Raw genomic sequence first — 1,841 nt, forward strand, 5'->3', positions numbered from 1 at the left:
GCTGGGCCTGTCCGAGCACCGTTCGCGAACCGAGGCCACCCTCCTCACGGACGCCTCCCTGGGCCTCCTGCTCGCCGAGGGCGGCACCAGGTATCCCACGAGTTGCTCGTCGTGCACGGCGACGGCCGCGGCCGCGACGCCGGGTACCTCGGCCAGCACCGCCTCGATCTCGCCGAGTTCGACCCGCTGGCCACGGATCTTCACCTGGTGGTCGAGCCGACCCAGGTACTCGATGGCGCCGTCCGCGCGGTACCGGGCCAGGTCGCCGGTGCGGTACAGCCGGCCGCCGGGCTCGGTGGCGAAGGGGTCGGGCACGAAGCGGTCGGCGGTGAGCGCCGGACGGTTCAGGTAGCCGCGGGCCAGCTGGACGCCGCCGAGCAGGAGTTCGCCCGGCACGCCGATCGGCACCGGCCGCAGGGCGTCGTCCAGGATGTAGGTGCGGGTGTTGGCGATCGGGCGGCCGATGGTGACGGGGAGGCCCGGCTCGCACCGGGTCGCGGTGACGTCCACGGCGGCCTCGGTCGGTCCGTACAGGTTGTGCAGCTCGCAGCCGATCCGCTCGTGCACGGCGGTGACCAGGTCGGCGGGGAGCGCCTCGCCGCTGCACACCATGCGCAGCAGCGAGGGCAGGGCCGGCAGCGGCCCGGCGAGGAAGGCCCGCAGCATCGACGGCACGAAGTGGACGGTGGTGACCGCCTCGGTGCCGATCAGCCCGGCCAGGTAGGCCGGGTCGCGGTGGCCGCCGGGGCGGGCGAGCACCAGGGTGGCGCCGGTGATCAGCGGCCAGAAGAACTCCCACACCGAGACGTCGAAACTGTAGGGCGTCTTCTGCAGCACCCGGTCGTCGGCGCCGAGACCGTAGGCCTCCTGCATCCAGTGAAGCCGGTTGACGATGGCCCGGTGCTCGACCAGCACGCCCTTGGGGCGGCCGGTGGAGCCCGACGTGTAGATCAGGTACACCGGGTGCTCGGGGGACGGCGCGACGGCCGGGGGGTGGGCGCGGGCGCGGGGGATGTCGGCGGTGATGTCGACCAGGTACGGCGCGCGGTCGCGCACCAGGGAGGCGAGTCCGGGGTCGGTGATCACGGCGCGGGCGCCGGAGTCCTCCAGCATGAAGGCGAGCCGGTCGGCCGGGTAGTCCGGGTCGAGCGGCAGGTAGGCGCCGCCGGCCTTGAGCACCGCCAGCAGCGCCACCACGAGGTCGGTGCCCCGGTGCAGGCAGACGCCGACCACGGACTCGGGTCCGACGCCGAGGGTGCGCAGGTGCTGGGCGAGCAGGCCGGCCCGCTCGTCCAGGTCCCGGTAGCCGAGGCCGGCGCCCTCGTAGCGCACCGCCTCGGCGTCGGGGGTGCGGGCGGCCTGGGCCTCGAACAGCTGTGTGAGGGTGCCGGCCGGGTAGGGCCGGCCGGTCGCGTTCCAGTCGACGAGCTGGCGGTCGCGCTCCGCCGCGGGCAGGATCTCCAGTTCGTCCACCGGGGTGCCGGGCGAGGCGACCGCGCTCTCCAGCAGGCGGGCGAACTGCGCGGCGAACCGTTCGGCCGTCGCCGGGTCGAACAGCGCCGAGGCGTAGTTGACGCCGCCGGACAGCGAGCCGTCCGGCTGCTCGGCGAGCCCCACGGTGAGGTCGAACTTGGCGCTGCTCTCGCCGACCGGCAGCCGCTCGGCCGTCAGCGGGCCCATCGGCGTCGGCGCCGGGGAACCGGCCGCGTCCTGCCACAGCAGCATGGAGGAGAACAGCGGCGTACGGGACGGGTCCCGCTCCGGTGCCAGCTCCTCGACCAGCCGCTCGAAGGGCAGCTCCTGGTGGGCGTAGGCGTCGAGGGCGCGTTCGCGGACCTGCC

General features: G+C 74.6%; 1 protein-coding gene. It reads right to left on the reverse strand.

What is annotated here, in order from left to right; translation table 11 throughout:
* Positions 1–1,841 (reverse strand): amino acid adenylation domain-containing protein (locus ABZ646_RS46085; protein ID WP_360533633.1); only part of this gene is annotated, 1,841 nt, incomplete at both ends.

This window comes from Streptomyces sp. NPDC007162, assembly GCF_040634175.1.
Classification (GTDB): domain Bacteria; phylum Actinomycetota; class Actinomycetes; order Streptomycetales; family Streptomycetaceae; genus Streptomyces.